This window comes from Micromonospora echinospora (assembly GCF_014203425.1).
In the GTDB taxonomy this organism is placed as follows: Bacteria; Actinomycetota; Actinomycetes; order Mycobacteriales; family Micromonosporaceae; genus Micromonospora; species Micromonospora echinospora_A.
The window spans coordinates 1441425-1460032 of sequence record NZ_JACHJC010000001.1; the positions used below are offsets into that span (position 1 = coordinate 1441425).

Annotated in this window: 18 protein-coding genes; 8 read left to right on the forward strand and 10 right to left on the reverse strand. The window is 73.2% G+C overall.

Annotation, left to right across the window (positions count from 1 at the left end; translation table 11 throughout):
- The first annotated feature begins 287 nt into the window (after positions 1 to 287).
- Entirely contained in the window at positions 288 to 1547 is a 1260-nt protein-coding gene (locus FHU28_RS06985) for an amidohydrolase (protein WP_184682023.1), read from the forward strand.
- On the opposite strand, the gene FHU28_RS06990 is transcribed toward FHU28_RS06985, so the two are convergent.
- A complete protein-coding gene (locus FHU28_RS06990) occupies positions 1504 to 2481 on the reverse strand; it encodes a DUF4349 domain-containing protein (protein ID WP_184682024.1) in 978 nt (325 codons plus the stop codon). The two genes, FHU28_RS06985 and FHU28_RS06990, sit on opposite strands and share 44 nt — an antisense overlap.
- A 124-nt stretch (positions 2482 to 2605) precedes the next feature.
- Here FHU28_RS06990 and FHU28_RS06995 point away from each other — a divergent pair, with 124 nt between their 5' ends.
- From FHU28_RS06995 to FHU28_RS07010, 4 genes are read left to right on the forward strand one after another with little or no spacing between them, the layout of a single operon-like run.
- Positions 2606 to 3235, forward strand: coding sequence for an MBL fold metallo-hydrolase (locus FHU28_RS06995; RefSeq protein ID WP_184682025.1), 630 nt, complete (start codon positions 2606 to 2608; stop codon positions 3233 to 3235).
- Positions 3236 to 3237: 2 nt separating this feature from the next.
- The gene (locus FHU28_RS07000; protein ID WP_184682026.1) at positions 3238 to 4164 is read left to right on the forward strand and encodes a hypothetical protein; all 927 of its coding nucleotides are present in this window, start codon (positions 3238 to 3240) and stop codon (positions 4162 to 4164) included.
- A gap of 43 nt (positions 4165 to 4207) precedes the next feature.
- Positions 4208 to 4948: an SCO6745 family protein gene (locus FHU28_RS07005; RefSeq protein ID WP_184682027.1), complete on the forward strand. Its 741-nt coding sequence runs from the start codon at positions 4208 to 4210 to the stop codon at positions 4946 to 4948.
- A 42-nt stretch (positions 4949 to 4990) separates the two neighbouring features.
- The gene (locus FHU28_RS07010; RefSeq protein WP_073825154.1) at positions 4991 to 5953 is read left to right on the forward strand and encodes a GNAT family N-acetyltransferase; all 963 of its coding nucleotides are present in this window, start codon (positions 4991 to 4993) and stop codon (positions 5951 to 5953) included.
- Between the two features lie 74 nt (positions 5954 to 6027).
- On the opposite strand, the gene FHU28_RS07015 is transcribed toward FHU28_RS07010, so the two are convergent.
- Positions 6028 to 6483, reverse strand: a complete 456-nt coding sequence (locus tag FHU28_RS07015) for a gamma-glutamylcyclotransferase (RefSeq protein WP_030501227.1) — start codon at positions 6481 to 6483, stop codon at positions 6028 to 6030.
- Positions 6484 to 6648: 165 nt separating this feature from the next.
- On the opposite strand from FHU28_RS07015, the gene FHU28_RS07020 reads away from it, so the two are divergent.
- Positions 6649 to 8052 carry an NAD(P)H-quinone dehydrogenase gene (locus FHU28_RS07020; protein WP_184682028.1) on the forward strand — a complete coding sequence of 468 codons (1404 nt, stop codon included), beginning with the start codon at positions 6649 to 6651 and terminating at the stop codon, positions 8050 to 8052.
- Positions 8053 to 8091: 39 nt separating this feature from the next.
- Here FHU28_RS07020 and FHU28_RS07025 read toward each other — a convergent pair whose 3' ends face one another.
- From FHU28_RS07025 to FHU28_RS07035, 3 genes are all read right to left on the reverse strand, one after another.
- A complete protein-coding gene (locus tag FHU28_RS07025) occupies positions 8092 to 8745 on the reverse strand; it encodes a DUF998 domain-containing protein (protein WP_184682029.1) in 654 nt (217 codons plus the stop codon).
- A 97-nt stretch (positions 8746 to 8842) separates the two neighbouring features.
- Positions 8843 to 9013 (reverse strand): helix-turn-helix domain-containing protein, encoded by a 171-nt coding sequence (locus tag FHU28_RS07030; protein WP_184682030.1) that lies wholly within the window; start codon positions 9011 to 9013, stop codon positions 8843 to 8845.
- 48 nt (positions 9014 to 9061) lie between these two features.
- Positions 9062 to 9685, reverse strand: coding sequence for a DedA family protein (locus tag FHU28_RS07035; protein WP_116511161.1), 624 nt, complete (start codon positions 9683 to 9685; stop codon positions 9062 to 9064).
- Positions 9686 to 10181: 496 nt separating this feature from the next.
- Here FHU28_RS07035 and thrS point away from each other — a divergent pair, with 496 nt between their 5' ends.
- Positions 10182 to 11399, forward strand: a complete 1218-nt coding sequence (thrS, locus tag FHU28_RS07040; protein ID WP_184682031.1) for a threonine--tRNA ligase — start codon at positions 10182 to 10184, stop codon at positions 11397 to 11399.
- Between the two features lie 70 nt (positions 11400 to 11469).
- Here thrS and FHU28_RS07045 read toward each other — a convergent pair whose 3' ends face one another.
- The 4 genes from FHU28_RS07045 to FHU28_RS07060 are packed head-to-tail and all read right to left on the reverse strand — an operon-like array spanning position 11470 to position 16347.
- Positions 11470 to 13524 (reverse strand): ABC transporter ATP-binding protein, encoded by a 2055-nt coding sequence (locus FHU28_RS07045; RefSeq protein WP_184682033.1) that lies wholly within the window; start codon positions 13522 to 13524, stop codon positions 11470 to 11472.
- Entirely contained in the window at positions 13521 to 15254 is a 1734-nt protein-coding gene (locus FHU28_RS07050) for an ABC transporter ATP-binding protein (RefSeq protein ID WP_184682043.1), read from the reverse strand. The genes FHU28_RS07045 and FHU28_RS07050 overlap by 4 nt, the downstream gene beginning before the upstream one ends.
- Complete coding sequence (locus FHU28_RS07055) at positions 15248 to 15775, reverse strand: MarR family winged helix-turn-helix transcriptional regulator (protein ID WP_073825132.1); 528 nt, start codon at positions 15773 to 15775, stop codon at positions 15248 to 15250. The genes FHU28_RS07050 and FHU28_RS07055 overlap by 7 nt, the downstream gene beginning before the upstream one ends.
- A gap of 56 nt (positions 15776 to 15831) precedes the next feature.
- The gene (locus FHU28_RS07060; protein WP_116503963.1) at positions 15832 to 16347 is read right to left on the reverse strand and encodes a MarR family winged helix-turn-helix transcriptional regulator; all 516 of its coding nucleotides are present in this window, start codon (positions 16345 to 16347) and stop codon (positions 15832 to 15834) included.
- 57 nt (positions 16348 to 16404) lie between these two features.
- Here FHU28_RS07060 and FHU28_RS07065 point away from each other — a divergent pair, with 57 nt between their 5' ends.
- A complete protein-coding gene (locus FHU28_RS07065) occupies positions 16405 to 18021 on the forward strand; it encodes an MFS transporter (protein ID WP_184682046.1) in 1617 nt (538 codons plus the stop codon).
- Between the two features lie 120 nt (positions 18022 to 18141).
- Here FHU28_RS07065 and FHU28_RS07070 read toward each other — a convergent pair whose 3' ends face one another.
- Positions 18142 to 18585 (reverse strand): DoxX family protein, encoded by a 444-nt coding sequence (locus FHU28_RS07070; protein WP_184682049.1) that lies wholly within the window; start codon positions 18583 to 18585, stop codon positions 18142 to 18144.
- Positions 18586 to 18608 lie beyond the last annotated feature (23 nt).

Here is an 18608-nt window from a genome sequence, read left to right on the forward strand (position 1 = left end):
GAGCGGCAGTTAATTGCCGCGACTAATGCGACAATTCGGAACGACGGCCCGGTTTTTAGTGGCCGTTGAAACGGTTACGCGTTGTAGGAGGTGGGAGGCAGATGGCGGGCTCCGACCGTGATCTACCTGCTGTCCCGCAGATATTCGAGCCCTCCCACCAGGGCATTCGTGACGCTGCGCGGTCCGACCGCTACGCGAAAGATGTTGCGCAGCGTCACCGTCGGAGGTCTAGGCTGTCTGCTGTCCTACCCGATGATCCATCCATCTCTAGTGATCGAGAATTCGACGTGACGAGTGCGTTGACGCTGCCTCCGGGCAGCCCGCTGGCGTCGTCCCGGCCCGAGGCGCCGACCGGTTCCCAGCCCCTGCCCTTCGAGCTCGACCATCTCCTCGCGCTGCGCGTACCCGGCCTCATCGCGACCCGCCGGCACCTCCACTCCCACCCGGAACTGTCCGGCGAGGAGTTCGAGACCGCCGCCCTGGTGCACCGCGAGCTGTCCCTCGCCGGGTTGAAGCCGCGCCTGCTGCCGAAGGGCAACGGCGTCATCTGCGACATCGACGGCCGCCCGGACGGCCCGGTGATCGCGCTGCGCGCCGACATCGACGCGCTCCCGCTCAGCGACCCGAAGGACGTGCCGTACCGCTCGACGGTTGAGGGCGTCTGCCACGCCTGCGGCCACGACGTGCACACGTCGGTGATGCTCGGCGTCGGCATGCTGCTGGCCCAGCTCGCCGACATCGGCCAGCTCGACGGCCGGGTGCGGCTGATCTTCCAGCCGGCCGAGGAGATCCTGCCCTGCGGCTCGCTTGAGGTCATCGAGGCCGGCGGGCTGGAGGACGTGGCGCAGATCTTCGCGCTGCACTGCGACCCGAACCTGCCGGTGGGCAAGGTCGGCCTGCGGGTCGGCCCGATCACCGCCGCCGCCGACAACGTCACCGTCCGGCTCACCGGGCCGGGCGGGCACACCGCCCGCCCGCACCTGACAGTCGACCTGGTGGATGCGCTCGGCCGGCTGGTGACCGAGGTCCCGACCCTGATCAGCCGCCGGGTGCCGGCCAACAGCGGGCTGCTGCTGGTGTTCGGCCACGCCTCGGCCGGCACCCGTTACAACGTCATCCCCTCCGAGGCGTGCGCGGCCGGCACGCTGCGGGTGATGGACCGCGACACCTGGGACGAGGCGCCCGAGATCGTGGCTCAGGTGGTGCGGGACGTGCTCGCGCCCACCGGCGCCACAGTCGATCTGGAGTACCTGCGCGGCCGGCCGCCGGTGACCAACGACGCCCGCGCGATCGGCGTGCTCACCGCCGCCACCGCCGCCGCGCTCGGCCCCGACGGCATCGCCGAGACGCCGCAGAGCATGGGCGGCGAGGACTTCTCCTGGTACCTGGAGCACGTGCCCGGCGCGCTCGCCCGCCTCGGCGTGGGCCGGAGCGGGCCCAACGTGGACCTGCACCGGGCCTCGTTCGACGTGGACGAGCGCGCCATCGAGGCGGGCGTACGCCTCATGGTCCAGACCGCGCTGCGGGCACTGGTGGCGGCGCGCTGACCGGACCACCGGCCGGCCCGGCCGGGACCGGCGGCATCGCGCCCAGGCCGGGCGGCGGCGTCCGCCGGGCCCGCCGGCGGCGGCGCCACAGGAGCAGCAACCACAGCGGTACGCCGATCACCACCGCGAAGGGCAGCACCGCGCCGAGCACGGTGAGCGCAATGCGGGCCGAGGCCCGGAAGGCCGTCCAGCCGCCGTCCAGCCCGCTGAGGAAGCCCAGGTCGGCCTCCTCCTCGGCGGTGCTGGCGTCCGGCCCGAGCAACGTCACGGTGATGGTGGACAGCGAGGTCAGGTCCGCCAGCCGGCGTTTGCGTGCCTCCAGCGCGGCCAGGTCCGCCTGACGGGTGCCCACCTCGTTCTCCAGCCGGACCAGCTCGTCCACCGAACTCGCCTGGGCGAGCAGCTTGCGGGCGCTCTCCACCCGCGCCCGCTGGGTGGCGATCCGGGAATCCAGGTCGACCACCTGCTCGGTGACGTCCTCGGTGCGGATCTCCCGGCGCTCCTGCCGGCCGAGGCCGGCGAGCTGGTCGATCACACCGGCGAACTTGTCCGCCGGCACCCGCAGCGTCAGCGTCGCCCGGGCCTCGGCGGACCGGCTCGTCCGCCGGTCGCCGCCGACGAACCCACCGGCCGCGGTCACCGCGGTGACCGCCTCCCGCGCCGCGGCCTCCACATCGTCCACCCGGACCTGCATCGTCCCGGTGTAGATGATGGACCGCTGGTCGACCCGCAGATCCGCGCCGCCGGTGCCGCCGGGAGCGGCCTGGTCGCCGTCCGCGCCGCCCTCGGCGGGCTGCTCGCGCGCCGCGCCCCGGTCCGCGGCCGGCTCGGCCGAGTCGTTGCCACTGTCCGCGTCCGCGCCGCAGCCGCCCACTGCGAGCGCCGCGACCAGACCCACCACCAGGGCAAGGCCCCGGAATCGTCGTCCGCCCATTCCCCGTACTCCGATCGTCGACGGCCCCGCGCGTCGGGACCGATACCTCGGACGTGGCGCGTGGTCGCGCCGGTTCCGGCAGACTGCGCTGAGGACATCACGATTCGGTATTCGAGGAGTCACGATGCAGGTGACCAAATACGCCCACTCCTGCCTCCGGCTGGAGCACGACGGTGCGGTGCTGGTCGTCGACCCGGGTGTCTTCAGTGATCCGAAGGCGCTCGACGGGGCGGACGCGGTGCTGATCACCCACGAGCACCCGGACCACGTGGACGTCCCCGCGCTGACCCGGGCGCTGGAGCGGCGGTCCGTGCCGGTGCACGGCCCGGCGTCGCTCGCCGGGGTGCTCGGCGACGCCGCCGAGGCGCTGGTGACGGTCGAGCCCGGACAGTCGTTCACCGTCGCCGGGGTGCCGGTGCGGGCATACGGCGGGCAGCACGCGGTCATCCACCCGGACATCCCGGTGATCCAGAACCTCGGCTACCTCTTCGCCGACGTGGTCTACCACCCGGGCGACTCGTTGTTCGTGCCCGACGACGTGCAGGTGGACACGTTGTTCGCCCCGATCCACGCGCCCTGGTCGAAGTTCTCCGAGGTGGTCGACTTCATCCGCGCGGTCGCGCCGCGCCGGGCGTACGCGCTGCACGACGCGCTGCTCAACGACAACGGCCTCGGCGTGCTGGACCGGCAGTACACCGCGTTGTCCAAGACCGACTACCGCCGTCTGGAGCCGGGCACCCGGATCGACGCCTGAACATGGCCGAGGTGCCCGCGGAGGTGATCCGGCGGCTCTACGCCGCGCCGCCGGACCGGTTCGTCGCGGCGCGGGACGCCGCCGTCGCGCAGGCGCGGCAGTCCGGCGACCCGCGTACCGCCCGGGAGATCGGCAAGCTGCGCCGGCCCACCGTGGCGGCCTGGCTGGTCAACCTGCTCGCCATCCGCCGACCCGAGCTGGTCGCCGACCTGACCCAGCTGGCCGAGTCGCTGCGCGCCGCGCAGCGCGACCTGCGCGGCGGCACGCTGCGGGAACTGTCCGCGCAGCGGCGCGCCGTCGTGGGCGCGCTCGTCGCCGAGGTACGCCGCCTGGCCGCCGCCGAACCCGCCGCGCCGCCGGCCGGGAAGCTGCCGCTGGGCGAGGTGGAGGCGACACTGAACGCCGCGCTCGCCGACATCGAGGTGGCCGAGCAGGTACGCGCCGGACGCCTGCTGCGGGCCAGCCACTACGCCGGGTTCGGCGAGGTGCCCCGCCCTCAACTGCGGCTCGTGACCGGAGGTGAGGAGGCTGCCGTCGTACCGGATCGGGCCGCCGAGCGGGCCGACGCGCGACGGGCCCGCGACGAGCGGGCGGCGCGGGCCGAACGGGCCGGGCGGCGGCGGACCGCGACCCGCGAGCTGACCCGGGCCCGCGCGGACCTGGAACGGGCCGAGAAGGAGCTGGCCACGGCGGACGCGGCCGAGCGCGACGGCGCCGCGACGCTGGACCGGATCGAGACGGAACTGGCCGAGTTGGAGCGCCGCCGCGCGGTGGCCGAGCAGGAGCTGAGCCGGGCCCGGCTGGCCCGCCGGGGCGCGGAACGGGCGGTCACCGCCGCCCGGCGCCGGGCCGGGGAGGTGGAAGCCGTCCTGGAGGCGCTCGACGCCGAAGAGGGGGATGCCGACATCGGTGACGAACAGGCAGACTGAGCGTGATGAATGGCCACGGTGGACTGACGGCGATGGGCCGTCGATGACTCCGGAGCAACTCGCCGCCGCCTGCAAACCGCTGGTGCTCGAACTCGGGGAGGCGTTCAACCGCTGCCCGTCCACGCTGCGCCGGGCGCGGCTGCTCGGCATCTCCGGGTGGGCCTTCTACATCACCGGGCGGGCCGGGGCGCTCGGTGACGTCCGCGCCGAGACGGTCGCCGCGGCGCTGGGTTTCATCGCGCCGGAGGCGGTCACGGACGGCTGGGACGCCGCCGCGCGGACCGTCCCGCCGCTGGAGGTGGCCACCGCCAACCTCGCCGAGTGCTGCCGATGGGGTACGGCCCGGCTCGGTGACGGCGCCAAGTCGTCCCGGCTCGCCGCGCTGCTGGGCCGGGCGGTCGAGGCGGCGGACGGCAGCGGCATGCCCTTGTTCGCCGCCTGGCGGGCCATGCCGGTGCCCGACCCGTCGCCGGGCGCGCGGGCGGCGGTCGGCATGCTGCTGTTGCGCGAGCACTTCGCCGGGGCGTACCTGCTGGCGGTGCGCGCGGCCGGGCTGACACCGCTGGAGGCGGTGCTGGCCGGGCCGGAGGGCGAGGCGGGAGCGGCCGCGTGCGGCTGGGCGCCCCCGTACCCGCCGGTCGGGCCGCTGGTGCGGCGGCGGCTCTGGGCCGAGGCGGTGACCGACCGCCTGGCGTCGGCGGCGTTCCGCGTGCTGAGCGCGGCCGAGGGCGCGGAGCTGCTGGTTCTGCTCGGTGCCGCGCGGCAGCGCGCCCGACGCGGATAAATGGGAGGCGGCCCCGCCGGTGCGGCTGTCAGGATCTGGCCCGTGACGCTCCCCGCCGGCTGGTCGGCCCGCCGCCCGACCCTCGACGACGTGCCCGCGATCCTGGCGGTGGTGCACGCCGCCGACACGTTCGCCGTCGGCCACCCCGACTTCGACGACGAGGACGTGCGGTCCGCGCTGACCGCGCCGTTCGTCGACCCGGCGCGGGACTCCTGGCTGGTCACCGACCCGGACGGTACGGCGGTGGCCTGGTCGATCCTGGCCAACCCGAGCGGCGTGGGCCGGGAGTGGGTGGACGTCCTCGTCGACCCCGACCGCGGCGCCGACCTGCGCGCGCCGCTGCTGGCCCGGCTGCTGGAGCGGGTCGCCGAACGGGCCGCCGAACGTGGCCTGCCCGCGCTCACCGCCCGCGCCGGGGTCTATGCGCCGGAGACCCGCTGGGCGGGGGAGCTGACCGAGGCCGGGTTCACCCGGATCAAGCGCTACATCCGGATGAGCCGCTCGCTCGCCGACCTGCCCGCCGAGCCGGCGCCCCCGCCCGGGGTGACAGTGCGACCGCTGCGTGCCGACGACGAGAGCGACCTGCGGCTGTTCCACCGGATCTACGACACCGCGTTCCGGGACACGCCCGATCATGACCCGCTCGACTTCGAGCGGTGGCGGGACCTGCTGCCCTCGTACGGCAAGGTCTGGGACGAGTGGTTCCTGGCCGAGGTCGACGGCGAGCCGGCCGGCGCGCTCCAGTCCTCCGACCAGGCGCTCGACCAGGACCGGGGGTGGGTGCGGACGCTGTCGGTGCTGCCCGCGTACCGGCGGCGCGGGGTGGGCGCGGCGCTGCTGCGCCGGGCCTTCGCGGTCTACGCGGCGAAGGGCCGCGCCGGGGCCGGGCTCGGCGTCGACCTGGCCAACCCGACCGCGCCGGTCACGCTCTACCGCTCCGTCGGGCTGGTGGAGGAGCACTGGGCCGACATGTACGAGCGGAGCGTGCCCGCCTCGCGGGTGTGACCCCGCACCCCCGTCCCGGGGTCGCCGAGCGCTCCCGGGGGCGCTCGGCGCACACTGTCACTGTGGGAGACGCGCTACGCGGACGCGGTGCCGGTGGGGCGGGACCGCAGCTCGGTGACGTAGTCGTCCGGCGCGCCCGCCTTCTCCGCGGCGTTCGCCAGCTCCGACAGGTACCACGCGGTAGGCAGTCCGCCCTCGTAACCGTCGAACACGTAGACCCACGCGGTCACGTCGCCGTCGAGCGTCGAGACGCGCACTGTCAGCCGGCGGTACGTCTCGGCGGTCACGCCCTCGATCTCGTCGAGCTGCGCGGCGTCGTACGGGTGGATGTCGTAGAGCGCCACGAAGACCCGGTCACCCGGGGACTCGACCACGGTGCTGACCGAGCCCTCCCACCCGATGACGTCCTCGCCGGCGAAGGTGAGCCGCCACCCCTCCAGCCAGCCGGTACCCACCATCGGCGAATGCGGGCAGTAGGCGCGCATGCGGGCAGGGTCCAGGTTTGAGCCGTAAGCAGCGTAGAGACGCACGGCGACGACGATAGCCCGGCTGACGGGTGGGGGAGAATACGACAGTGCGTGTCGAACCCGACGGGGAGAAGAAAGTCACTGTGAGCACAGACGAGGGGCTATTGCGGTGAGCGCGAGGAGTGCGGCGGAGCGGAGCCCCGCAGTCGCGAACGAAGGGACGGCTCTGTGAGTCAGATCGTGATCATCGGCGGCGGGCCGGCCGGGTACGAGGCGGCCCTGGTCGCCGCGCAGTTGGACGCCGAGGTCACGGTGGTCGAGGCGGAGGGGGCCGGCGGCGCCTGCGTGCTCTCTGACTGCGTGCCCTCCAAGACGTTCATCGCCAGCTCGGAGGTGGTCACCGGTTACCGGGACACGGACGAGTTCGGCGTGCACTCCGACGGCCTGGAGGCGGTCACCGTCGACGCGCGGGCGGTGCACGAGCGGGTCAAGCGGCTCGCCCTGGCGCAGTCCGCCGACATCCACACCAAGCTGGTCAAGGCCGGCGTCGAGTTCGTGGCCGGCACCGCCCGGCTTGGCGAGGACACGCTCGGCCACACCCACCGGGTGATCGTCACCCCGGCCGACGGCGGCGAGGAGTACTCGATCGCCGCGTCGACGGTGCTCGTCGCGACCGGCGCGACCCCCCGCCAGTTGCCCACCGCCGTACCGGACGGCGAGCGCATCCTGACCTGGCGTCAGGTGTACGACCTGCCCGCCCTGCCCGAGCACCTGATCGTGGTCGGTTCCGGCGTCACCGGCGCCGAGTTCGCCAGCGCGTACCTGGCCATGGGCGTCAAGGTCACGCTGGTCTCCAGCCGGGACCGGGTCATGCCGCACGAGGACGCTGACGCCGCCATGGCGATCGAGCGGGTGTTCCGCAACCGGGGCATGAGCATCCTGAACAACTCCCGCGCCGAGGCGGTCCGCCGCGTCGGTGACGGGGTGGAGGTGCTGCTCTCCGACGGCCGTCAGGTCACCGGCTCGCACGCGCTGATCGCGGTCGGCTCGATCCCGAACACCGCCGACCTGGGCCTGGCCGAGTACGGCGTGGAGCTGGCCCGGGGCGGTTACGTGACAGTGGACCGGGTCTCCCGTACCAACGTGCCGGGCATCTACGCGGCGGGGGACTGCACCGGCGTGCTGCCGCTGGCCAGCGTCGCGGCCATGCAGGGCCGGATCGCCATGTGGCACACGCTGGGCGAGGCGGTCCGGCCGCTGCGGCTGCGTACCGTCGCGGCGAACGTTTTCACCGACCCGGAGCTGGCCACGGTCGGCGTCTCCCAGGACGAGGTGGACGCCGGCAAGACCCCGGCCCGCCAGGTGATGCTGCCGCTGTCCGGCAACGCGCGGGCGAAGATGGACGACCTGGCCGACGGCTTCGTCAAACTGTTCTGCCGGCCCGCGAGCGGCCAGGTGATCGGCGGCGTGGTGGTGGCGCCGAAGGCCAGCGAGCTGATCCTGCCGATCACGATGGCGGTGGAGAACAACCTGACGGTGAACGAGCTGGCCCACACCATCACCATCTACCCGAGCCTGTCCGGCTCCATCACCGAGGCCGCCCGCCAGCTCATGCTCCACGAGCTGGAGTAGCCCGGCCCTCTCGCCCTCCGCCCGTCCCTTGCTCGTCGATCATGGAGTTGCGGCCCCCGATCTGACTGGTATGCCCGGTCTGTGCGGGGTCACAACTGCATGATCGACGACTCTGGTCAGGGCGAGGTGCAGGGCCAGGGTTGTCAGCAGGGCTGTCTCGGTCAGGATGAGCACGCGCTCGATCAGGCCGAGCAGGGCGCGGTCGCCGGGGTAGGCGGACCAGATCATCGCGCCTGCCAGCACCAGGCTGGCTGCGGTCAGGCCGCGCAGCCAGGCGGCGGCTCCGGCGACCGGGTGGCGGGCCAGCAGCCAGCCGGCTACGGGCAGGGCCAGGAACGACAGCACCGAGGCGTACCGGTGCACGTACGCGGCGGTGTCCATCGGCGTGCCCGGCTCGTTCGTGGGCACCACTGCCGCGGCCAGCAACCCGGCCGACCAGGCGGTCAGTAGCGCGAGCGGGACCAGGCCCGCACCGGCCCGGCGCAGCGCCGGCAGCAGCACGACGCTGGCCGCCGCGAGCACCGCCATCGCGGTGTCGATGACGCCGCCCCGATCGGAGACGGCGAAGTCGCTGACGGTCAGCGACCAGGGATCCAGGTCGTCGCTCACCCCGACGTGACCGATCGTCGCGAGCACCGCCGCCAGGACGATCCCGCCGAGGGCCAGCAGGCCGCTTCTCCGCGTTCCAGGCATACGGCCAGCCTGTCGCCGGAACCGCCCCAGACGGATCCGGGACCACCACCCACTTCGATCCCCGGGTCGTCCCCTACCGGATCCCCGGAGACCCGCGTCAGGCTACGTCGAGGCGAATGTTCCCGATCCGGGCGACCACATCAAGGTGTCCGCCGAGTCCGGTCACATAGGCGCGCAGAATCTCCAGGTTGACGCTCTCGCCGTTCTCGATCTGGCTGATCCGCGCCTGAGACAAGCCCGCCGCGTCCGCCAGTTGAGCCTGGGTCATGCCCAGCTGAACTTATATGCGGCGAGGGCCAACGCTCCGGACCGCGCGTCAGCTGCCGGTCGAGTCGGCGGTGGCCTCGGCGCGGGTCTGCCGGGCGCTGCTGATCCAGGTCATCGCCCATCCGGCCAGCGCGAATCCGGCCGCCGCCACGCCACCGATCAACAGCAGCCGCCACGCCGAGTGGGTCAGCGCCGTACCGCCCAGGTGGCCGACCAGCGCGCCGTAACTGGACCAGGCGAGCGCCGCCGCCGCCTCGTAGGGCAGGAAGAGGCGGTACGGGTAGCGGCTGCGGCCGGCCGAGAAGCAGGCTGCCATCCGGCCGCCGGGCACGAACCGGCAGAGCAGGATCACCAGCGGCCCGGGCTCGCGCAGCCCGCGGGTGACCCGGGTGACGGCCCGGCGCGCCCGCCCGCGTGGCGTGGCACGTGCCGCCCGGCGGGTCGGCGTGGTGCGGCCGATCAGGTAGCAGGCCAGGTCGCCGATGAAGACGCCGGCCGCGCCGACCGCGATGGTGGCCGGCAGGCTGAGCCCGCCGTAGACGGTCAGCGCCCCACTGGTGATCATGACGAGCTGGGTCGGCACCACCGGAACGAAGGCGTCGGCGATCAGCAGGGTCAGCAGCAGCGCGTACGCCCACATGGGCGACGCGACGTCAGAGATGAGTTCGGCCACGCCCGCCACCTCGCCGGAGTTCTCCGTTCGACCGGATCGAGCCTGACGCCGTGTCCGGCGTCACCACCACCGGCCCCACCTGGCGGTGACAGGCGACACCGACGGGCCTTAGGTGTGAAACGAGCCGACCCGGCCGGAGGTGACGGGTGGGCGAGGCCCCGGGACGGGGCGGCGGATCGACGGATCGCGGCGTACCGTTGGCGGGACGCGGCACCGGAGCCGTCGGGTCCCCCGTTCCCGATGCCCAGGCCGCGGCGGGTCGCCGACAGGTCCCGTGTCGGCGACCCGCACCCTCTCTCCGAAATCCAGGTGCGCCGGTGGCGTCCGGGCGTCTACGTTCGGGGCATGCGCAGCGCGGTAGTGACCACGACGCCGGGTGTTCCCGGCGCGCCGCACTGACGTTTCCGTCGACGAGGCCCCGGGGCGATCCGCTCCGGGGCCTCGCGGCGTTCCGGGCCTGCTCGCCTCCGGGTCGTACCCGATCAAGGAGAGCGACATGATCGACCACCGCAGGCTCGGCCGGGACCTGGAGCTGTTCGTCTCCGACCCGCTCGCGGGCGCCGGGCTGCCGATCTGGCTGCCGGACGGCGCCGCCGCCCGGCACGCCGTCGAGGAGTACGTGCGGGAGCTGGAGCGGCGGGCCGGCTACCGGCACGTCTACTCGCCGCCGCTCGGCAAACGGGAGCTGTTCGAGCTGTCCGGGCACCTGGGCTACTTCGCCGACGACATGTTCCCGCCGATGCGGCTGAGCGCCGACGACGAGTTCGTGCTGCGCCCGGCGCTGTGCCCGCATCACGCGCTGGTGTTCCGGGCCCGGGGGCGCTCCTACCGGGAGCTGCCGCTGCGCGTCGCCGAGCTGGGCGGGATGTACCGCGCGGAGCGTTCCGGGGTGCTTGGCGGGCTGTCCCGGGTGCGTGCCATCTCGCTCAACGACGCGCACAACTTCTGCGCCCTGGACCAGGTCGGCGACGAGGTCCGCGAGATCCTGCGGCTGATCGGCGAGGCGCACGCCGCGCTCGGCGTCCGTCCCGCCGGGTTGCGGCTGTCGCTGCGTGGGCCGGGTCAGCGGTACGTGGGCGACGACGCGAGCTGGGCGCGGGCCGAGGACCTGCTGCGCGCGGCGCTCGACGGGGTGGACGTCGTGGAGGCGCCGGGTGAGGCCGCGTTCTACGGCCCGAAGATCGACATTCAGATCGTGGACGCGGCCGGCCGGGAGTCGACCATCTCCACCGTCCAGCTCGACTTCGACAAGCCGGAGCGGTTCGACCTGTCGTACACCGACTCGGACGGACGCCGGAAGCGGCCGGTGATGGTGCACCGCAGCCTGGTGGGCAGCATGGAGCGGCTGTTCGCGTACCTGATCGAGGTGCACCAGGGCGCGTTCCCCGCCTGGTACGCCCCGGTGCAGGTGCTGCTGCTCCCGATCGACGCGGCGCAGGCCGACGCTGCCGCCGGGCTGGCCCGCCGTGCCGAGGCGGCCGGGCTGCGGGCCGAGGTGCAGCACGCCGGTTCGCTCGGCGCCCGCATCCGCGACGCGGCCCGCAGGCGCATCCCGTACACCGGGGTCCTCGGCCCCCGGGAGGCGGTCGACGGGTCGGTCTCGCTGCGTCTGCGCGACGGGCGGGTGCTCGATCCGCTGCCCGCTGCCGAGGCGGTGGGCCTGATCGGCGCGGTGGTCGCGAGCCGGTCGGCCGGGCTGCTCCCGTCCGGCTGACTCCGGCCCGCCCGGGTGCCGGGAAGGCGCCCGGGCGGCGGCCGGTGTCGGGCCGGTGGCCGGGTCCACGTCAGTTACCGACCGGCGTGCCGGCGCCGGCACGCATTCCGTTCGGCGGGCCGGCCGGGGCCGGCACCGGAACCTCGTCGGTGATCACCGCGCCGGTGAACTGCGCCCGGTAGAGCCGGGCGTACGCGCCACCGGCGGCGACGAGCTGGTCGTGGGTGCCCTGCTCCACGATCCGGCCCTGCTCCATCATCAGGATCAGGTCGGCGTCGCGGATGGTGGAGAGCCGGTGCGCGATGACGAAGCTCGTCCGGTCCGAGCGCAGCGCCGCCATGGCGCGCTGGAGCAGCACCTCGGTGCGGGTGTCCACCGAGCTGGTCGCCTCGTCAAGGATCAGCAGCGACGGCTCGGCGAGGAACGCGCGGGCAATGGTGATGAGCTGCTTCTCCCCGGCGCTGACGTTGCTGCCCTCCTCGTCGATCACAGTGTCGTAGCCGTCGGGCAGGCTGCGCACGAACCGGTCGACGAACGTCGCCCGGGCGGCGGCGAGGATCTCCTCCTCGGTGGCGTCCGGACGCCCGTAGGCGATGTTGTCCCGGATGGTGCCGCCGAACAGCCAGGTGTCCTGGAGCACCATGCCGATCCGGCCGCGCAGGTCGTCGCGGCGCATCGTGGAGATGTCCACCCCGTCCAGCGTGATCCGGCCGGCGTCCAGCTCGTAGAACCGCATGACCAGATTGACAAGCGTGGTCTTGCCCGCGCCGGTGGGACCGACGATGGCCACCGTGTGACCTGGTTCGGCGACCAGCGACAGGTCGTCGATGAGCGGCTTCTCCGGGTCGTACCGGAAGGAGACGTGCTCGAACTCGACCCGCCCGTGCGGGTCGGCGATCCGCGCCGGCTCGTCCGGGTCTGGGCTCTGCTCGTCGGCGTCGAGCACCGCGAAGACCCGCTCGGCCGAGGCCACCCCGGACTGCAGCAGGTTGGCCATCGAGGCGACCTGGGTGAGCGGCTGGGTGAACTGCCGCGAGTACTGGATGAACGCCTGCACGTCACCGAGGCTCATCGAGCCGGACGCCACCCGCAGGCCGCCGACCACCGCGATCGCGACGTAGCTGAGATTCCCGATGAAGAACATCGCCGGCATGATGATCCCGGAGACGAACTGCGCGCCGAAGCTGGCCCGGAACAGCTCCTCGTTCTTGGCGTGGAAGGCGGCCTCGACCTCCTTCTGCCGGCCGAAGACCTTGACCAGCTCGTGCCCGGTGTACGCCTCCTCGATCTGGCCGTTCAGCTCGCCGGTGTGCTTCCACTGCGCGATGAACTTGCCCTGCGACCGCTTCGCGATCTGGCTGGTGACCACCACCGACAGCGGCACCGCGACCAGCGCGACCAGCGCCAGCAACGGCGAGATCCAGAACATCATCCCGAGTACGCCGACGACGGTGAGCAGCGACGTGAGCAGCTGGCTCAGCGTCTGCTGGAGCGTCTGCGACACGTTGTCGATGTCGTTCGTGACCCGGCTCAGCAGCTCACCCCGGGGCTGCTTGTCGAAGTACGGCAGCGGCAGCCGGTTGAGCTTGTCCTCCACGTCGGCGCGCAGCTTCAGCACGGTGCGCTGCACCACCCCGTTGAGCACCCAGCCCTGCGCCCACTGCAGGATGCTCGCGCCGATGTAGAGCACCACCGCGAACGCCAGCACCCGGCCCAGCGCGGAGAAGTCGATCCCGGTGCCGGGGATCACGTCCATCCGGGCCAGCATGTCGGCGAAGTTGCCGTTTCCCTCGGCGCGGGCCGCCTCCGCCGCCGCCTCGGTCGTGGTGCCGGCCGGCAGCTGACGGCCGATCACCCCGCTGAAGATGATGTCGGTGGCGTGGCCGAGCACCTTCGGCCCGACGACGCTGAGCCCGACGCTGCCCAGGGCCAGCGCGAGCACGCCGGTGAGCTGGGGCCGGTACGGTCGCAGCCGCCCCAGCAGACGGCGTGCCGACGGCCCGAAGTTCATCGCCTTCTCGGCCGGCATGCCCATGTTCATGTGCGGCGGCCCACCGCCCGGCCGGCGTCCGGCCGGAGGTAGCCGTGTGGGTTCGTTCTTCTGCTGCGGAACCGACGAGGTCATGCGGCCACCTCCGCCGTCTGCTGCGACGCCACGATCTCGGCGTACGTGGGACAGCTCTCCAGCAGTTCCTCGTGTCGTCCCATCCCGACGACACCCCCGTCCTCGAGCACGATGATCTGGTCGGCGTCGACGATCGTGGAGACCCGCTGGGCCACGATCACCACCGCCGCGTCCGCGGTGACCGGCTTGAGGGCGGCCCGCAGCCGGGCGTCCGTGCCGAGGTCGAGCGCGGAGAAGGAGTCGTCGAAGAGATAGATCTCCGGTTTGCGGACGAGCGCGCGGGCGATCGCCAGGCGTTGCCGCTGGCCGCCGGAGACGTTCGTGCCGCCCTGCGCGATCGGCGCGTCCAGCCCGCCCGCCATGTCGGCAACGAAGTCGCGCGCCTGGGCGATCTCCAGGGCGGCCCACAGGTCGGCGTCGGTGGCGTCGGGGTTGCCGTAGCGCAGGTTGCTGGCGACGGTGCCGCTGAACAGGTACGGCCGCTGGGGCACCAGCCCGATCCGCCGCCACAGCTCCTCCGGGGCGAGTTCCCGGACGTCCACGCCGTCGACCAGGACGGCGCCGGCGGTGGGGTCGACCAGGCGGGGGATCAGCGTCAGCAGCGTGGTCTTGCCGGCGCCGGTGGAGCCGATGATCGCCGTGGTCCGGCCCGGTTCGGCGCGGAACGAGATGTCGTGCAGGACCGGCGCGCTCGCGCCCGGGTACTGGAATCCGGCGCCGCGCAGCTCCAGCTCGCCGTGGCCGGTGACCTCGGTGACCGGGTCGGGCGCCGGCACCACCGACGAGTCGGTGTCCAGCACCTCTTCGATGCGTTCGGCGCAGACCGCGGCCCGGGGCACCATCATCAGCATGAAGGTGGCCATCATGACCGCCATCAGGATCTGCATCAGGTACTGCAGGAACGCGGTCAGCGCGCCGACCTGGATCTGGCCGGAGTCGACACGCGCCGCGCCGAACCAGAGCACCGCGACGCTGGAGACGTTCAGGACCAGCATCACGATCGGGAAGATCAGCGCCTGGAGCCGCCCGATCCGCAGGGCGGTGGCGGTCAGGTCGGTGTTCGCCACCCGGAAGCGGTCGGTCTCGTACGGCTCGCGGACGAAGGCCCGGACCACCCGGATGCCGGTGATCTGCTCGCGCAGCACCCGGTTGACGGTGTCGATCCGGGTCTGCATGAGCCGGAAGCCCGGCACCATCCGGCGGATGATCAGGCCCAGCGCGACTGCGAGCACCGGTACGCAGACCAGCATCAGCCAGGAGAGCCCGACGTCCTCGCGCAGCGCCATCACCACGCCGCCGACGCTCATGATCGGCGCGGCGACCAGCATGGTGCAGCTCAGCAGCACCAGCATCTGCACCTGCTGGACGTCGTTGGTGTTGCGGGTGATCAGGGACGGCGCGCCGAACCGGGCCACCTCGCGGGCGGAGAAGCTGTTCACCCGCCGGAAGATGGAACCGCGCACGTCGCGGCCGAAGCCCATCGCGGTCTTCGCCCCGAAGTAGACGGCGGCGATCGAGCAGGCGATCTGGAGCAGGCTGACCAGCAGCATCCAGCCGCCCGTACGCAGGATCTGGTCGGTGTCGCCGACGGCGACGCCGCGGTCGATGATGTCGGCGTTCAGGCTGGGCAGGTAGAGCGAGGCGATGGTGCCGACGAACTGGAACGCCACCACGGCGACCAGCCATCGTCGGTACGGGCGCAGGTGTGTGCGGAGCAGGCGGATCAACACGGATGGCTCCCCGTTGGCGGCTCGGTGTCGGACTCGCTGTCCCGGTTCAACCGACGGAGGTCCCCGTCGGACATGCCGGTGATGATTTCGATCAGGAACTCGCGGATCACCGCCCGTTTGTCCGGGTCGGCGTCGACAGACGTCAGTGGCCGATCGCTGTGGATCATGTCGATGATGGCGCGGGCGTGCTCGCCGCCCTTGTCGGTCAGGGCGAGCCGGACGGTGCGGCGGTCCTCGGGCGCGCGGCGTCTGCTGACGAAGCCGTCGCGTTCGAGGGTGTCCACGATGCCGGTGAGCGTGGCGGGCCGGACGAAGCACAGCTCGGCCATTTCTCGGTGGCTCGCGTCGCCGGAGCGGAGGAGGATCATCAGGACCCGCATGCCGGCGGACGTGAGCCCGTGGTGCTCGGCCAGGTAGCGCCCCCAGTGCTGCTCGACGACGTGACCGGCGATCGAGACCAGCCGGCCGAGTGGCGCGTGGTGCAGCGCGTCGGGAAAGCGTACGAGGGGCCCAGGATTCACGGCTGTCAGATTAGCCCCCGAACCATCAGGGCCCAAACTAATTTCTGAGAAGCTCCTCAGCCACGTTCGGGGCGCGCCCGGGACGGCTCGTCCGGCGCGGTGGCGACGTAGTCCCGCATGACGTCGGTGACCTCGCGCAGGAACGCCGCGGTGGCCTCGGCCTGCTCGGGGGTGAGCCGGGAGACCGCCCGGTCGACGCCGACGAGCAGCGGGCGCAGCGCCTCCAGCACCTCGCCGACGGCGCTCTCGGTCACCTGGAGGCTGAGCCGCCGCCTGTCGTACGGGTGCGGGGTCCGGGCGACGTGACCGGCCTGCACGAGCCGGTCCACGAGCGTGGTCGCCGAGGCCGACCGGATGCCGAGCCGGTTGCCCAGCTCGACCGGGCCCAGCGGCTCCGGGCTGGAGACCAGGTGGTCGATGGCCGCGGCGTCGGTCGCGTTGAGGCCCAGGCGGCGGGCCAGTGCGGCCCGGGTGTCACCGGCGATCCGCAGCACGTCGCGCAGCGCTCGGGAGGCCTCGCTGCTGGGCGGCGCGGCCGGCGCGGTCTCCCCGGTTGACGGCACCCCCTCCATGGGATAAAGCTAGCAGCCCGGGTAGCTAGAGAATCTAGCTAATAGAGGGGGCCGCACATGCGCAGCGACGGACGGGGACGCTGGTTCGGGCTGCTCGCCCTCAGCCTCGGTGTCGCGATGATCATCGTGGACGCCACCATCGTGAACGTCGCGGTGCCGCAGATCATCCGGGACCTGGACATCACCTCCACCGACGCGCAGTGGGTGCAGGAGGCGTACACCCTGGTCTTCGCCGCGTTGCTGCTGGTCGCCGGCCGCTTCGCCGACCGGTCCGGGCGGCGGCGGATGTTCCTGGTCGGCGTCACCGTCTTCGTGGTCGCGAGCGTGCTCGCGGCGCTCGCCGGCTCCGGCGAGACGCTCATCGCCGCCCGGGTGCTCCAGGGCGTCGGCGGGGCGATGATGCTGCCCACCTCGCTTTCCCTGCTCAACGCCAACTTCACCGGCCGGGAGAAGGGCATCGCGTTCGCCGTCTGGGGCTCCACCATCGGCGGCGCGGCGGCGCTCGGGCCCCTGCTCGGCGGCTGGCTCACCACCACGTACTCCTGGCGGTGGGCCTTCGGCATCAACGTCCCGGTCAGCCTCGCCGTGATCGTGGCGACGCTGGTGCTCGTGGCCGAGTCCCGCGACGACCGGGCCGAGCGCGGCCTGGACCTGCCCGGCGCGCTGCTCTCCGTGATCGGCATGACCGGCGTGGTCTTCGCGCTGATCGAGGGCCGCACCTACGGCTGGTGGGAACGGGAGCGGCCGTTCAGCCTGTTCGGGCTGGACTGGACCGCGTCGATCTCGCCGGTGCCGGTGGCCGCGCTCCTGGGGCTCGCCGCGCTCGGGCTCTTCCTGGCCCAGCAGGTACGCCGCAACCGGGCCGGCCGGCCGGCGCTGCTCGACCTGTCGCTGTTCGGCATCGGCTCGTTCCGCAACGGCATCCTGGCCGCCGGGATCGTCAGCCTGGGTGAGTTCGGCCTGCTGTTCGCGCTGCCGCTGTGGTTCCAGAACGTGCTCGGCTACAGCGCCTTCCGGACCGGCCTGGCGCTGCTGCCGCTCGCCGTCGGCAGCTTCCTGGCCAGCGGCCTCGGCGCGCCGCTCACCCAGCGCTGGGGCGCGGCCCGGGTGGTCCAGCTCGGTGTCGCCGCCGAACTGGTCGGCGTGGCCGGGCTCGGGTTCGTGGTCGCGCCGGACACCAGTTGGTGGGCGCCGGTGGGCTTCCTGTTCGTGTACGGCGTCGGCGTCGGCCTGGCCACCGCCCAGCTCACCGGCGTCTCCCTGTCCGAGGTGCCGGTGCGCCGCAGCGGCCAGGGCTCGGGCCTGCAGAGCACCGCCCGGCAGGTCGGCTCCGCGCTCGGCATCGCCGTGCTCGGCACCGTGCTCTTCGCCGGCCTCGGCGGGCTGCTCGGCGACCGCCTGGCCGACCAGCCCGGACTCGACCCGGCCCAGCGGGACCAGGTGGTGAGCGCGGTCAAGGAGAGCGCGGGCGCGGCGATCGGCGGGCTGGAGGCGGACCCGCGTACCGCGCCGATCGCCGAGGAGGCGAAGGCGGCGTTCTCCGACGCCACCCGGTACGCGGCGTTCGCCGGAGCCGGGTTCCTGCTGATCGGCCTGGTCGCCTGCCTTCGCCTGCCTTCGGTGCGGCCCGGGGACGCCGCGCCGCGTACCGAGACGGAGCCGGCCCGGGCCTGAGCGCTCTGGCCGGGCGGCGGCTCACCTGCGGGGGCCGCCGCCCGGCCCGAGCCTGTGAGGCGCGCCGCCGACCCGGCGTGCGGCTCACGCGGGAGGGGCGCCGCCGGCCTGGCGCGCGGCTCATCCGCCGAACGCGACCGCCAGCGCGGCGGCCACGAAGACGACCTGAAGCGCCGTGCGGACGCCCAGCGGGGTCACCGGGCGGCCGGCGAGCGTGAGGCGGCGGCGCGCGGCCGACACGTTCGCCGGGAACATGGCCAGCATCAGCAGCGCCAGCCCGGCCGCCGCCGCGCGCGCGGTGGCCGGGACCAGCAGCGCGAGCGCGCCGCCGAGTTCCAGCACGCCGGTCACCGTGACCAGCAGTTCGGGCCGGGGCAGCGACGGCGGGACCATCGCGATCAGGTCCCTGCGCCGGGACGCGAAGTGGGCCACGCCGGTCAGCACGAACATCAGCGCCAGCCCGGCCCGCAGCGCGGGGTGCCATCCGTCCAGGGCCTCCACGCCGAGCAGGCCGGCGATCCGGGCCGACGCGGCGCCGGCGAGAAGTGCGATCAGGGGTGCCATGGTCCGTCCCTCCGGCGGGCAAT

Excerpts from the sequence above, each read along its gene's own strand:
- FHU28_RS06990 (WP_184682024.1), bottom strand. The coding sequence starts at position 2,481 with ATGGGCGGACGACGATTCCGGGGCCTTGCCCTGGTGGTGGGTCTGGTC.
- FHU28_RS06995 (WP_184682025.1), top strand. The coding sequence starts at position 2,606 with ATGCAGGTGACCAAATACGCCCACTCCTGCCTCCGGCTGGAGCACGAC.
- FHU28_RS07000 (WP_184682026.1), top strand. The coding sequence starts at position 3,238 with ATGGCCGAGGTGCCCGCGGAGGTGATCCGGCGGCTCTACGCCGCGCCG.
- FHU28_RS07005 (WP_184682027.1), top strand. The coding sequence starts at position 4,208 with ATGACTCCGGAGCAACTCGCCGCCGCCTGCAAACCGCTGGTGCTCGAA.
- FHU28_RS07025 (WP_184682029.1), bottom strand. The coding sequence starts at position 8,745 with ATGCCTGGAACGCGGAGAAGCGGCCTGCTGGCCCTCGGCGGGATCGTC.
- FHU28_RS07030 (WP_184682030.1), bottom strand. The coding sequence starts at position 9,013 with ATGACCCAGGCTCAACTGGCGGACGCGGCGGGCTTGTCTCAGGCGCGG.
- thrS (WP_184682031.1), top strand. The coding sequence starts at position 10,182 with ATGATCGACCACCGCAGGCTCGGCCGGGACCTGGAGCTGTTCGTCTCC.
- FHU28_RS07045 (WP_184682033.1), bottom strand. The coding sequence starts at position 13,524 with ATGACCTCGTCGGTTCCGCAGCAGAAGAACGAACCCACACGGCTACCT.
- FHU28_RS07060 (WP_116503963.1), bottom strand. The coding sequence starts at position 16,347 with ATGGAGGGGGTGCCGTCAACCGGGGAGACCGCGCCGGCCGCGCCGCCC.
- FHU28_RS07065 (WP_184682046.1), top strand. The coding sequence starts at position 16,405 with ATGCGCAGCGACGGACGGGGACGCTGGTTCGGGCTGCTCGCCCTCAGC.
- FHU28_RS07070 (WP_184682049.1), bottom strand. The coding sequence starts at position 18,585 with ATGGCACCCCTGATCGCACTTCTCGCCGGCGCCGCGTCGGCCCGGATC.